Source organism: Pantoea sp. Tr-811, assembly GCF_011752535.1.
In the GTDB taxonomy this organism is placed as follows: domain Bacteria; phylum Pseudomonadota; class Gammaproteobacteria; order Pseudomonadales; family Pseudomonadaceae; genus Aquipseudomonas.
The window spans coordinates 220,701-232,683 of sequence record NZ_VWXJ01000001.1 but is presented as its reverse complement, the minus strand read 5'-3'; the positions used below and the strand labels follow the sequence as shown (position 1 = coordinate 232,683).

The window sequence follows — 11,983 nt, the reverse complement described above, 5'->3', positions numbered from 1 at the left end:
TTCGCCGGTGTTCGCGGGGCAAGCCCGCTCCTACAGGAATCCTCTGGTTACTTGGGGTCTTCGAAGTGGCCGGCGCCGGCGAAGTTGCCGCCGTGGTAGCGTGCGGCCGGCTCGTCGGGCTTGAGCGGCGGGTGCTCGGCGAGCACCTTCTCGCGGTAGTCGTCGGCACTGTCCTTCGGCACGTAGCCGATCGACGAGGCCAGGCGGTTGTCCCACAGGCTTTCGCGGTTGTTGGACATGCCGTAGACGATCATGTGGCCGACGCGAGGCGCCAGCAGCGAGCGCTCGGTGAGCTGGGCGAAGTCGTCGAACGACAGCCAGGTGGCGAGCATGCGCCGGTCCAGTGGCTCGGGGAACGACGAGCCGATGCGCAGGTTCACCGACTCGATGGCGAACTTGTCCCAGTAGTAGCGGCCCAGGTCCTCGGCAAAGCACTTGCTGACGCCGTACAGGCTGTCAGGGCGGTGCGCGGCGCTGGCGTCGATGGTTTCGGTGCGGTCGTAGAAGCCAATGGCGTGGTTGGAGCTGGTGTACACCACGCGCTTGACGCCATTGCGCCGGGCCGCCTCGTAGATGTTGTAGGTGCCGACGATGTTGCCGTTGAGGATCTTGTCGAAGGTGTCCTCAACCGGCACGCCACCGGCATGCACGATGGCGTCGACGCCCTCGGTCAGTGGCAGTACGTCGTCGAAGTTGCCCAGGTCGCAGCGCACCAGTTCTTCGTGGGGCGCGGCATGGCCCAGGTCGGCGATGTCGGTCAGGCGCAGCTCATCGGCAAATTGCGCCAGGTGCTTGCGCAGCACGCTGCCCAGGCGGCCTGCGGCGCCGGTGATCAGCAGGCGTTTGAAAGGCTTGCTCATGGTTTACCTCTGTTCAGATCGTCGTGGTCAGGCCAGTTGCGCGAACGCATCGCGCAGCTGGCCCAACGCTTGTTCCAGTTCCTGGCGCGAAGTGGCGAAGGACAGCCGCACATAGGGCTCCACGCCAAACGCCGAGCCCGGCACCGTGGCCACCTTGCCAACGCGCAGCAGGTAGGCCGAGAGTTCGGTGTCGTTGTTGATCACCTGGCCGTCCGGGGTGCGCTTGCCAATGTAGGCGCTGACCTCGGGGAAGGCATAGAACGCACCTTGGGGCATCGCCAGCTTCAGCCCCGGGATTTGTGCCAGGCCACGCACCACCAGGTCGCCTCGGGCCTGGTACTCGCGGTTGGCGTCACGCACGAAGTCCTGCGGGCCATTCAGCGCCGCCACTGCCGCCAGCTGGGAAATGCTCGACGGGCAGGTGGTGGTTTGCGACTGGGTCTTGTTCATGGCCACGATCAGGTCTTTGGGCCCTGCCGCGTAACCCAGGCGGTAGCCGGTCATGGCGTAGGCCTTGGACACGCCGTTGATCAGCAAGGTGCGCTCGCGCAGTTGCGGGCACGCGCTGACGAACGACACGAACGGCTGGTCGCCGAGCACGATGTGCTCGTAGATCTCGTCGGAAATCACCAGCACCTTGGGGTGGCGCTCCAGCACCTTGCCCAGTGCGGCGAACTCGTCTCGGGTGAAGATCGCCCCGCTCGGGTTGTTCGGCGAGTTCAGCATCACCCAGCGCGTACGCGGGGTGATGGCCGCTTCCAACTGCTCGGGGGTGACCTTGAAGCCCTGTTCGGCGCCGCAAGGAATCACCACCGGCACACCGCCATTGAGCATCGCCATGTCGGTGTACGACACCCAGTACGGCGCCGGGGTGACCACTTCATCGCCTGCTTCCAGGGTGGCCAGGAAGGCGTTGAACAGCAGTTGCTTGGCGCCGTTGCCTACGCAGATTTCGTCCAGGCCATAGGCCAGGTCGTTTTCCCGGGCGAACTTGTCGACGATCGCCTGGCGCAGGCTCTCCATGCCGTTGGGCGCGGTGTAGTGGTTGTTACCGGCCAGCATCGCCTGGTGGGCAGCCTCGATGACGTGGGCCGGGACGTTGTAGTCCGGCTCACCCAACGCGAGGTTGATCACCGGCTCACCCTTGGCCAGCATCTGCTTGGCCAGCACCGACACAGCCATGCTCGGCGAGCTTTTTACCGCGCGCACGCGGCTGCTCTGGATATCCATCGCTCAACGCTCCTGGGCGGTATCGAAGCCGTAGTCGTCACGTGCCTGTTCGGCGCTGATGTAGCCGTAGCGCAGGTCGCGCTCGACCTGCTGGCGGTCGCGCTGGCGCGGGTCGCCGTAACCGCCGCCACCGGGCAGGCGCAGCACCAGGCGGCGCTCGGCCGGAACGAACTGCTGGCCTTTACCGCGCAGCAAGGTGCCGTCATCGAGGCCAACGAAACCTTCAGCACCTTGCTGGCCGCCTGCCAGGCCACGGGCCGGGTACTGGATGCGGTCGAACATGGCGCTGAAGCGGAAGCTGTAGCCCTCGGCCGCCGACACTTCAATTTCCTGGCCCAGGCCGCCGCGCAGCTGGCCGGCACCGCCGGAACCTTCACGCAGCTCCTTGCGCCACACCACCACGGGGCCGGCATGCTCGGTGGCTTCCACCGGCATGGTGTGCACACCGCTTGGGAACGCGGTGGCGCTCAGGCCATCCATCGCCGAACGGGCGCCCATGCCGCCGCTGTTGAACATCAGCATTTCGGCGTTGCGGCCTTTCGGGTTGCTTTCCAGCGGGCGCACGCTCAAGTGCAGGTTCCACAGGGCGCTGGCACCTTCGGCCGGCACCTTGCCAGGCAGGCACTTGTGCAGCGCGCCGAGCACCAGGTCGGGCACGAAGTGGCCGAGCACGTGGCGCACCGACACCGGCGCCGGGTGCTTGGCGTTGAGGATGCAGCCCTCTGGCGCGGTAACTTCGAACGGTGCCAGGGACGCGGTGTTGTTGGGAATTTCCGGCGCCACGATGCACTTGAGGCCATAGCAGGCATAGGCCTTGGCGTAGCCCAGCGGCACGTTGATGCCGAACTGGCTCATGCCCGAGGTGCCGGTGAAGTCGCTCTTGATGCCGTCGGGGCCCACGGTCAGGGTCACCGCCAGGGTCACCGGCACGTCGTAGCCATCGAGGGTCATGCTGTTGCTGTAGGTGCCGTGCGGCAGCGACTTGAAGCACTCCAGGGTGGCGCGGCGGCTGTGCTCAAGAATGAAGCCACCGATGTGGTCCAGGTCATCGAGCTGGAACTCTTCGAGCATGTCGAGCAGGCGCTTGTGGCCGGTTTCGTTGCAGGCCGACAGCGCGTAGAAGTCGCCCACCACCCGGTCATTTTCACGCACGTTGTTGCGCAGGATGTTGATCAGGTCGCGGTTGACCTTGCCGCGCTCGAACAGTTTCATGATCGGGATGAACAGGCCTTCTTCGTACACCTCGCGGGCATCCGGGCCGAAGCCGCGGCCGCCGATGTCGACCACGTGGGCGGTACTGGCGAAGTAGCCAATCAGCCGGCCCTTGTAGAACGACGGCGAAACGATGGTGATGTCGTGCAGGTGGCCGGTGCCCTTCCACGGGTCGTTGGTGACGTACACGTCACCTTCGAAGATGTTCTCTTCACCGATGTCGTTGATGAAGTGCACCACCGCCTCGGCCATGGTGTTGACGTGGCCCGGGGTGCCGGTGACTGCCTGGGCGAGCATGTTGCCGGCCCGGTCGAAAACGCCGGCCGACAGGTCGCCTGCCTCGCGCACGCTGGTGGAGAAGGCGGTGCGGATCAGGGTCAGGGCCTGTTCCTCGACCACCGAAACCAGGCGGTTCCACATCACCTGCATTTGAATGTCGATCAGGGTATCGCTCATGTTCTGGCTTCCGAATCAGGCGTTAGCGACGCACGACCAGCAGGCAGCCGTCTGGCTGGACCGTGGCGGTGAAATTGGAGGTGACGAAGGTCGAGGTTTCGCGCTCGACGATGATCGCCGGGCCATCGACTCGGGCCCCCACCTGCAGCTCTTCGCGCGGGTGGATGGCGGCGTCGACGAAACCACCGGCGGCCACGTCGAACACCTGGCGGCGGGCGACTTCATGGGCACGGTAGGCGGCGCCCACTTCCTCGATGCGTGCCACCGGTGGCAGCGGCGAACTGGCCTTGACCGACCAGCTGACGATCTCGATGTCCGGGCCGTCGATGGGGCGGCCGAAGAAGCGCGTGTAGGCCTCTTCGAACAGCGCCTTGAACTGGGCGGTGTCTGCCGCGCTGAAGGCCTTGAACGGCAGTGCCACGGGAATTTCCCAGCCCTGGCCGACATAACGCATGAACGCCGTGCAGTCCATTTCCGGCTCGCCCTCGGGCATGCCCTGGCGCAGGAAGCCCAGCGATTCGGCTTTCATTTCCGCAATCAGGCCATTGATGCGCGTGGCATCGAACTCGGACAGGCGCACGAACGAGCTGCGCACGGCTTCGTAGCCGAACGGCGCGCGCAGGAAGCCGATGGCCGAACCCACACCGGCACCGGCCGGGACGATGAAGCGTGACACACCCATCTTCTCGCACAGGCGCGCCGCGTGCAGCGGGCCGCCGCCGCCGAAGGTGATCATGGTGTAGTCGGCGATGTCCTTGCCGCTTTCCACCGCGTGCACGCGGCCAGCGTTGGCCATGTTCTCGTCGACCACTTCACACACGCCGAAGGCGGCGGTGTCGGCCTGCAGGCCCAGCGGTTGGCCGATGACCCGGGCCATGGCGTTGGCGGCACTGTCGGTGGACAGGCGCAGGGCGCCGCCGGCGAAGTTGTCGGCGTCCAGGCGACCGAGCAGCAGGTTGGCGTCGGTGATGGTCGGCTCCAGGCCGCCACGGCCATAGCAGGCCGGGCCCGGTTCAGAGGCGGCGCTGTGCGGGCCGACGCGGATCTGGCGCATGCTGTCGATGCTGGCGATGGAACCGCCACCGGCGCCGATCTCGACCATTTCCACCACCGGGATGGAAATTGGCATGCCGCTGCCCTTCTTGAAGCGGTAGGTGCGCGCCACTTCGAAGGTTTTGGCGGTTTTCGGCACCTGGTCTTCGATCAGGCAGATTTTCGCCGTGGTGCCGCCCATGTCGAACGACAGCACGTTTTCCAGGGCGTAGCGGCGGGCGATGTCGGCGGCGAAGATGGCGCCACCGGCCGGGCCCGATTCCACCAGGCGCACCGGGAACTCGGCAGCGCTCTGCACCGAGATGATGCCGCCGCCGGAGTGAATCATGAACACCGGGCAATCGGCGCCTTCGTTTTTCAGGGTGACCACCAGGCGGTCCAGGTAGGACTTGATCAGTGGCTTGACGTAGGCGTTGGCACACACGGTGTTGAAGCGTTCGAACTCGCGCATTTGCGGCGAGACTTCGCTGGAAATCGAAATCGACAGCTGCGGCAGGCGTGCCTGCAGGGCATCGCGCAGTTGGCGCTCGTGGGCACCGTTGACGTAGCTGTGGATGAAGCCGATGGCGACGCTTTCGTAATTGCCTTCGGCGATGCGCTCGATCAGTGCGTCGATGTCGGCCTGCTGTGGGGCGATCAGTACCTGGCCCTTGACGTCCAGGCGTTCGCACAGGGTGTAGCGGTGTTCGCGGTCGATCAGCGGCGGCGGCAGGGCGATGTTGATGTCGTACTGCTCGAAGCGGTTCTCGGTGCGCATTTCCAGGGTGTCGCGAAAGCCTTCGGTGGTAATGAAGGCGGTGCGCGCGCCGCGGCGCTCGATCAGGGCGTTGGTCGCCAGGGTGGTGCCGTGGATCAGCTGGTCGATGTTCGAGAGCTTGAGGCCGGCCTGCTCCACCACCTGGCGTACGCCGGTGAGGATGGCCCGCTCAGGCAGCTCGTAGTCGGTCAGGATCTTGGTCGAATGCAGCACGCCGTTCACGTCCAGCGCGATATCGGTGAAGGTCCCGCCTATGTCCACGCCGACCCGGCATGATGTCGCAGTCATCGTCATATCCCCTGCAATGCTTTGTAGTTGTCTCGACCCTGCTGAAGCGGTCTTCATGTAAGTTATATGTTGTCTTACAGGTGGTCAAGCACCTGTTTGCTTAAATCTGTGTTTGCCGCACCGGCCTCTTCGCGGGGCAAGCCCGCTCCTACAGGCGGACGCGTTGTAGGAGCGGGCTTGCCCCGCGAAGAGGCCAGCACAGGCAACCCATCAACCGCCGGTTTTCACCATCCGCCCACCACCCACCGCCTGCGCCGTGGGGAACACTTCCAGCCGCGAAACATCCACCTGCCGCGGCATTTTCAGCGCCGCCAGCAACAGCTCGGCAATGTCCTGGGGCTGGATCGATTCATAACCGTCATACAGCTCGCTGCCCGCCGCCTGCATGCCCATGGCGGCCTTGTACAGCTGGGTTTGCACCCTGCCTGGGGCGATCTCGGTCACCCGCACGCCGCTGCCCAGGAGGTCGCAGCGCAAGGCATCGCAAAACAGGCTGACCCCAGCCTTGGAAGCGCCATACACGGCTGCCCCCGGGTGCGGCGCGCGGCCGGCGCTGGAGCCGATGAAGAACAGGTGCCCCCTGCCCCGCCCGAGCATGCCCGGCAGCACCTGGCGCGTCAGGTGCAGCGGCGCCTTGAGGTTGATATCGAGCATATTGTCGATCTCGGCCTCGTCGATGTCCTGGAACGCTGCGCGGGTGGAGAGGATGCCGGCGTTGTTGACCAGCACGTCCACGGCCTGGCCGTCCAGTGCCGCCGCCAGTGAAGCGTAGTCGCGCACATCGGCCTGCAGGGTGCTCACGCCAGGCTCGCGGGCCAGCTCCGCCAGCGCCTCCTGGCTACGGCCAACGGCGATGATCTGCAGCCCGGCATCGCGCAGCGCCAGCACGATGGCCTTGCCGATTCCGCTGGTGGCCCCGGTCACCAGCGCGCGCTGGTAGCCCTCGGGGAATGCCGCTTCACGCATAGATGTAGCCCCCGCTGACAATCACGTTTTCACCGGTGGCGTAGCTGTTGCGGCTGCTGCCCATCATCACGATCCATTCGGCGATTTCCGCAGGCTCGGCGGCGCGGCCCAGTGGGTTGGCGGCCGCCAGTTCACCGAGGAAGCCCAGTTGCTTGGCCCGCTCGGTGGCAAAGCCGGCCGGGGCCACCGAGTTGACCAGGATCTGGTCCTTGGCACAGGCCTGGGCGAAGGATTTGGTCAGGCTCACCACCGCGGCCTTGGTAGCGGCGTAGTGGGCGTTCTGCGGGTGGGCCTTGAAGGCGTCCACCGAGGTGACGTTGACGATGCGCCCGGTTACCGCTGGCGCGGCAACGTACTGCTGCATGTGGCGCACAGCGGCGACCATCATGTGGTAGGTGCCCTTGATGTTGACCGCGTTTTCCAGGTCCCACTCTTCGTCGTTGATCTCGAAGATGTCCTTGCGCGGGTAGATCGCCGCGCTGTTGACCAGGCAATGCACCCGGCCCAGGGCGCTGACGATTTCACCGAATGCGGCATGGGCGGTGTCCTTGCGGGCGATGTCGCCGACCGCGATGGCCACCTCCACACCCTGGCCGCGCAGTTCCTCGGCCGCTTGTACCAACAATTGCTCATTTCGGTCGATCAGGCCAATCTTGCCTGCGCCGCGCTTGACCATCAGCCGGGCTGTTTCCAGGCCCAGACCCGAGGCACCACCTACGATCACTACCGTTTGCTTGTCCACACAACACCTCCACGATTGAGTCTTTACGTAAGATGCCTGTTGTCTTACATTTGGTCAAACATCAAATCGCCGACAGGTATCGCCATGCCCGCCTCCAGCCGCACGCTCGCAGCCCCGATGGACGCTCCGAGGGTCGCCCCGCCCGATGCCCGCGACCGCCTGCTCGACGCGGCCAGCATGCTGTTCGCCCGGCATGGCTACCAAGCCATCAGCCTGCGCGACCTGGCCAACCACCTGGGCCTGCGCGCAGGCTCGCTGTACCACCATATCGACAGCAAGCAGGGCCTGCTTTACGAGCTGATCGAGTCGACCCTGACCGACCTGTTGTACGAAACCCGCACCCAGCTGCGCCGCCAGGCCACTTCCGAACAACGCCTGAGCGCCTTCGTCGAAGTGTTCGTCGCCTACAGCCAGGGCGCCCCAGAGCGCCTGACCCTGGTCACCCGCGAGGCGGTGAACCTCAGTGAGGAACAGGCTGAGCATATCGATGAGTTGAAACGGGCTTATCGCAGCCTGCTGAGCGGTATCGTCGCGGCCGATTGTGGGGCACAGCTGACGGGGCCGCACCCGTGGGCCAACGATGTTGCCGATGCCATTCTGTCGCTGCTGTCGGGGCACACCTTGTGGGGCATGGCCAGCCGGCGCTGGGAACAGGCCGCGCCCATGCTGCTGCGCTTTATCCGAGGCATTCTCGAGTCGGCGCCCCTGCACGGGCGCGCCCACGGTGCCTGAGGGTTTTCAGTTGTCTTCGAAAAAGCGCTGGCCTTTTTCCTTCAGCAAGTCCACCAGCGCCCCTGCCGCCGGCGACAGGTAGCCCTCCGTGCGCACCAGCACCGAGACGGTACGGCGCATGGTGGTTTGCGCCAGCGGCACCTCACGCAACCAGGACCTGCCCAAGCCGTAGGCCAGGGTTTCCCGCGCCGCGAAACTCAGTAGCCGGGTGCGCGCGATCAACCGTGGCAGCAGGGAAATGGCATTGGTTTCCACCTGCACCTGGGGCGTTGGCAGGTGGTTGGCGATAAATACGTTGTCGATCCAGCGCCGCGCGGTCACCGTCGGCCCGGCCAGCACCCAGCGGTACTGGCAGAGGCCCTGCAGGGTGATGGGCCCGGCGAATATCGGGTGCTCGGCGCTGGCCACCACGATCGCCTCGTCTTCGAGGATGGGGTAGGCGGTGAAGCCGGGTTCAGCGGTGATCTGCGGTGAGATGATCACATCCAGCCGGCCAGCACGCAGCGATTCCTTGAGCACGTCGTCCTGGGCGATGGACAGCTTCAGGGTGACCTCCGGCGCCCGCTCCAGCAACGCTGCGGTCAGGTGCGGCAGCAGGTGCTCGGCCATGCTCGCCGCACAGCCCAGGCGGATATTGCCCACCAGACCATTGGCGAAGTCGCGCACCTCGCGCTCGGTTTCGGCGATGTTCAGTTGCAGTTGCTTGCCCCGCGCCAGCAGCAGCTTGCCGACTTCGGTCAGCTTGATGCGCCGGCCGTCGCGCTGGAACAGGCGGGTGCCCAGGGACTCCTCCAGGCGCTGGATGCTCTTGGTCAGTGCCGGCTGGCTGCGGTTGAGCTTTTCCGCAGCGCGGCCCAAGTGGCCAAGCTCGGCGATGGTTTCGAAGTAGGTCAGGTCGCGCAGGTCCATGATCGATCAATTTCAGTTATGGATTCATCAAAAGTAGAAAATAGACTTGATCGATTGCCAGGTCGATAATTTTTCGCGCTGGCGCTACCAGCCTCGCGTTATCGCTGTGCAAGGAGTATTCACGTTGCCCACCGCCCTACCCTCTGCAAAAACCCTTTTCCGCTGGTTCGCCCTGCTGCTCTGCGCCGGCACGGTCGGCCAGGTGCTGCATGCCCTGGCCGTACCGGCCGGGCTGTTTCTTGGCCCCATGCTGGTGGCCATCGCCTTTGGCGTAGGCGGCGCGCAACTGCGCCTGCACCGCCAGGTGTTCCGCTTCGGCCAGGGCTGCGTCGGCCTGATGGTCGCCCACTCGGTCACCTGGGCGGTGCTGGTGGCCATGGCCCAGTCCTGGCACCTGATGCTGGTCGCCACCTTCATTACGGTTGCCCTCAGCGCCCTGGTCGGCCTGGGCACGGTGCGTTTCGGCGGCATTCCCGGCAGCACCGCGGCCTGGGGCACGGCGCCGGGCGCGGCCTCGGCGATGGTGTCGATGGCCGAGGAAAACGGCGCCGACGCCCGCGTGGTGGCGACCATGCAGTATGTGCGGGTGGTGTGCGTGGTGATGATCGGCTCGCTGGTCAGCCACTTGCTCGGCGCCACCCCGGGCAGCGCGGCCGCCGGCACAACGACGGTGGCGCAGGCGCCGCACCTGGCCAACCTGCTGCTGAGCCTGGCGGTGGTGCTGGTGGGGATCACCGTGGGTAGCCGGTTGCCGGCGGGCGCCCTGCTGACGCCACTGTTACTGGGTGGCGCGCTGCAACTGGCCGGGCTGTTGACCATCACCCTGCCCCAGCCCCTGCTGGCGTGCGCCTACGGCGCCATTGGCTGCTACATTGGCCTGCGCTTCGACCGGCAGACCGTGGCCTACGTGTGGAAGCGCCTGCCTACCATGATTACCGGGGCGGTGGTGTTGATCGTGCTGTGCGCCGCGTGCGCCTATGGGCTGGCACTGGCCATGGGCAGCGACTTCCTGTCGATGTACCTGGCGACCAGCCCGGGTGGGCTGGATGCCATGGCCATCATCGCGGTGGAAACCCATGCTGATGTCGGGCTGGTGCTGGCGATGCAGACGTTGCGGTTGTTCGGGGTGATTCTGACGGGGGCGTTTTGTGCGCGGCAGATCATTCGGTTGACCCAGGTGCGGTCGGGTTGAGAGGTGCGGCGCCTGTTAGATCGAGCGCCGCCCGCGCGGTGGCCACATGAACATTGGCCCGAAACAAACGTAGGAGCGAGCGCAGCTCGCGAAGCGCCGCGCGGGCGGCGCTCGATCTCCCAGGCGCCTCCTCCCTAAAACCGTTCACCCCCCCGCAAAAAACTGTCCTCAAACGGATACCGGGTCAACACCTCGACCCCATCCTCGGTCACCAGCAACTGGTTCTCCAGCTTGATCCCGTCACGCCCACCCACCTCTCCCACATAGGCCTCGACACACAGCGCCATGCCCGACTGCAATTCCCCCTCATAGCCATAGGACTCCAGGTCTTCCGGGTAGCGAATGCTCGGGTACTCATCACACAGCCCCACCCCATGGAACATCACCCCATAGCGCTGCGCCCGGCAGCTTTCCGGCAGGCGATGGCCGTTGCGGGTCAACTCAGTGAAACGCACACCGGGGCGAACCATCTCGGCGTTGACATGAATGTGCTCGTGGGCAATGCGGTACAACCGCTTCTGTTCAGCCGTAGGCTCGCGATCACCGCAAATCCAGCTGCGCGACATGTCCACGCAAATGCCGTACACGCCAATCAGGTCGGTATCGAACGACAACAGGTCACCGTCGCCAAGCACCCGCGGCCCAGACTCCTGGAACCAAGGGTTGGTGCGCGGCCCGGAACTGAGGATACGGGTTTCGATCCACTCGCCACCGCGGCGAATATTGCCCGCGTGCAGGGCGGCCCAGACATCGTTTTCGGTCACGCCAGCCGCCATGGCCTGGCGCATCTCGGCCACCGACGCCTCGCAGGACGCCACGGCGCAGCGCATGGCCAGTATCTCGTCAGGGCCCTTGATCAGCCGGGCGAACTCGGTCACCGCCTGCCCGCTGTGCACCTCTACCCCCAGCGCATCCAGGGCCCGTAGCCCGGCCACCTCGATTCGGTCGACCGCCAGCCGCCGATTGCTGCCGGCGTGGCTGCGCAGCAGCGCGTCGACCTGGGCGCAGAAATGCCGGGCGTGCTCGTCGGTGCGCTCGCCCGTTTCGAAATAAAAGAACGATGCCCCGCTGCGCAGCTCGCTCACCAGCGGCAAGTGCGCCGACAGGTGATCGCAGCCATGGAAGTCCCACAGCACCACATGCCCGCTGGCGGCGACGAAACAGGCCCGGGCCGGGTTGTGGGTGGTCCACAGCTGCATGTTGGTGGTGTCGGTGGCATAGCGAATGTTCAACGGGTCGAACAACAGGATGCCGCCCAGGTCGCGGGCGACCAGCTGCTGGCATATGCGCTGCAGGCGGTACTGGCGCATGCTCGGCAGGTGCGGTGCCTGCAGGCCTAGCGCCGCCCATTCGGCAAAGGCCAGCGGGGTCGGGCCGATTTCGGTACGGTCATTGTCGTCGGGCGAGCCGTCGGCCTTCAGCGCAGCAGCGCGCTGGCGGGCGGGGTCGATACGGCGGGCGTGGGCGGGGATCGAGAACGGCGAGGTCATCATGGCGTGCGGTTTTCCCTGGTCTTGTTGTATGGAAACTGCGCGGGTACGGCCAGGCACCAGTGTATGGCCAGTGCTCGGCGCCCATACAACGAC

At 65.6% G+C, this 11,983-nt stretch carries 10 protein-coding genes; 2 read left to right on the top strand and 8 right to left on the bottom strand.

Features of this window, described 5'->3' with window-relative positions:
* Positions 1 to 47: 47 nt before the first annotated feature.
* The 6 genes from F3J44_RS01065 to F3J44_RS01040 all read right to left on the bottom strand — a co-directional run bounded on the left by F3J44_RS01065 (position 48) and on the right by F3J44_RS01040 (position 7,564).
* Positions 48 to 860, bottom strand: coding sequence for an NAD(P)-dependent oxidoreductase (locus F3J44_RS01065; protein WP_167270082.1), 813 nt, complete (start codon positions 858 to 860; stop codon positions 48 to 50).
* Between the two features lie 27 nt (positions 861 to 887).
* Complete coding sequence (locus F3J44_RS01060; protein WP_167270080.1) at positions 888 to 2,090, bottom strand: pyridoxal phosphate-dependent aminotransferase; 1,203 nt, start codon at positions 2,088 to 2,090, stop codon at positions 888 to 890.
* A gap of 3 nt (positions 2,091 to 2,093) precedes the next feature.
* Positions 2,094 to 3,758: a hydantoinase B/oxoprolinase family protein gene (locus F3J44_RS01055; protein WP_167270078.1), complete on the bottom strand. Its 1,665-nt coding sequence runs from the start codon at positions 3,756 to 3,758 to the stop codon at positions 2,094 to 2,096.
* Positions 3,759 to 3,780: 22 nt separating this feature from the next.
* Complete coding sequence (locus tag F3J44_RS01050) at positions 3,781 to 5,856, bottom strand: hydantoinase/oxoprolinase family protein (RefSeq protein ID WP_167270076.1); 2,076 nt, start codon at positions 5,854 to 5,856, stop codon at positions 3,781 to 3,783.
* 210 nt (positions 5,857 to 6,066) lie between these two features.
* A complete protein-coding gene (locus F3J44_RS01045; RefSeq protein WP_167270074.1) occupies positions 6,067 to 6,822 on the bottom strand; it encodes an SDR family oxidoreductase in 756 nt (251 codons plus the stop codon).
* A complete protein-coding gene (locus F3J44_RS01040) occupies positions 6,815 to 7,564 on the bottom strand; it encodes an SDR family oxidoreductase (RefSeq protein WP_167062267.1) in 750 nt (249 codons plus the stop codon). The genes F3J44_RS01045 and F3J44_RS01040 overlap by 8 nt, the downstream gene beginning before the upstream one ends.
* Before the next feature lie 84 nt (positions 7,565 to 7,648).
* On the opposite strand from F3J44_RS01040, the gene F3J44_RS01035 reads away from it, so the two are divergent.
* Positions 7,649 to 8,296: a TetR/AcrR family transcriptional regulator gene (locus F3J44_RS01035; protein ID WP_167270072.1), complete on the top strand. Its 648-nt coding sequence runs from the start codon at positions 7,649 to 7,651 to the stop codon at positions 8,294 to 8,296.
* A 6-nt stretch (positions 8,297 to 8,302) separates the two neighbouring features.
* On the opposite strand, the gene F3J44_RS01030 is transcribed toward F3J44_RS01035, so the two are convergent.
* Positions 8,303 to 9,205, bottom strand: coding sequence for a LysR family transcriptional regulator (locus F3J44_RS01030; RefSeq protein WP_167270070.1), 903 nt, complete (start codon positions 9,203 to 9,205; stop codon positions 8,303 to 8,305).
* Between the two features lie 124 nt (positions 9,206 to 9,329).
* Between F3J44_RS01030 and F3J44_RS01025 the strand changes: the two genes are divergently transcribed.
* On the top strand, positions 9,330 to 10,397 hold the full coding sequence (locus F3J44_RS01025) for an AbrB family transcriptional regulator (RefSeq protein ID WP_167270068.1): 1,068 nt from the start codon (positions 9,330 to 9,332) through the stop codon (positions 10,395 to 10,397).
* Positions 10,398 to 10,531: 134 nt separating this feature from the next.
* Here F3J44_RS01025 and dddP read toward each other — a convergent pair whose 3' ends face one another.
* On the bottom strand, positions 10,532 to 11,890 hold the full coding sequence (gene dddP, locus F3J44_RS01020; protein WP_167270064.1) for a dimethylsulfonioproprionate lyase DddP: 1,359 nt from the start codon (positions 11,888 to 11,890) through the stop codon (positions 10,532 to 10,534).
* Between the last annotated feature and the right edge of the window lie 93 nt (positions 11,891 to 11,983).

Bases quoted from the DNA above. Each gene is read 5' to 3' on its own strand.
- F3J44_RS01055 (WP_167270078.1), bottom strand. From the start codon at position 3,758: ATGAGCGATACCCTGATCGACATTCAAATGCAGGTGATGTGGAACCGC.
- F3J44_RS01065 (WP_167270082.1), bottom strand. From the start codon at position 860: ATGAGCAAGCCTTTCAAACGCCTGCTGATCACCGGCGCCGCAGGCCGC.
- F3J44_RS01030 (WP_167270070.1), bottom strand. From the start codon at position 9,205: ATGGACCTGCGCGACCTGACCTACTTCGAAACCATCGCCGAGCTTGGC.
- F3J44_RS01060 (WP_167270080.1), bottom strand. From the start codon at position 2,090: ATGGATATCCAGAGCAGCCGCGTGCGCGCGGTAAAAAGCTCGCCGAGC.
- dddP (WP_167270064.1), bottom strand. From the start codon at position 11,890: ATGATGACCTCGCCGTTCTCGATCCCCGCCCACGCCCGCCGTATCGAC.
- F3J44_RS01050 (WP_167270076.1), bottom strand. From the start codon at position 5,856: ATGACTGCGACATCATGCCGGGTCGGCGTGGACATAGGCGGGACCTTC.
- F3J44_RS01035 (WP_167270072.1), top strand. From the start codon at position 7,649: ATGCCCGCCTCCAGCCGCACGCTCGCAGCCCCGATGGACGCTCCGAGG.
- F3J44_RS01045 (WP_167270074.1), bottom strand. From the start codon at position 6,822: ATGCGTGAAGCGGCATTCCCCGAGGGCTACCAGCGCGCGCTGGTGACC.